Origin of the sequence: Saccharothrix sp. ST-888 (assembly GCF_000955975.1) — a bacterium.
In the GTDB taxonomy this organism is placed as follows: domain Bacteria; phylum Actinomycetota; class Actinomycetes; order Streptomycetales; family Streptomycetaceae; genus Kitasatospora.
In genome coordinates, this window is the sequence record NZ_JYJF01000967.1 from 1 (window position 1) to 303 (window position 303).

Genomic DNA, 303 nt, shown 5'->3' on the forward strand with positions numbered 1-303 from the left:
GGGGTCGACCTCGGCCTTGATCCGCTTGAGGTCGCCGTGACGTTCCAGTGCCCGGAGAAACGAGCGGAGATCGTCGTATGCAATACGTGTCAGTATCCGACACGGACTAACCTGGGCCAGCAAAGAGGGGCCCACCTCACCGTCGCCAGGGGGAGATCGCCGCTGTACTGAGGATTCTGCCGCCACTGCTCGTCCTCGCTCTGTGGATCTGGGCGTTCATCCACTGCCTGACCACTCCCGAGCAGGAGGACCGCCACCTGCCGAAGGTGGCCTGGTTGATCATAGTGCTGCTCTTCCCGCTGT

1 protein-coding gene is annotated in these 303 nt (G+C 62.7%); it reads left to right on the forward strand.

Annotated features, from left to right (window positions below; genetic code table 11):
* Nucleotides 1–206: 206 nt before the first annotated feature.
* On the forward strand, nt 207–303 hold a 97-nt coding region (locus UK12_RS45475), incomplete at its 3' end, for a PLDc N-terminal domain-containing protein (RefSeq protein ID WP_442973940.1).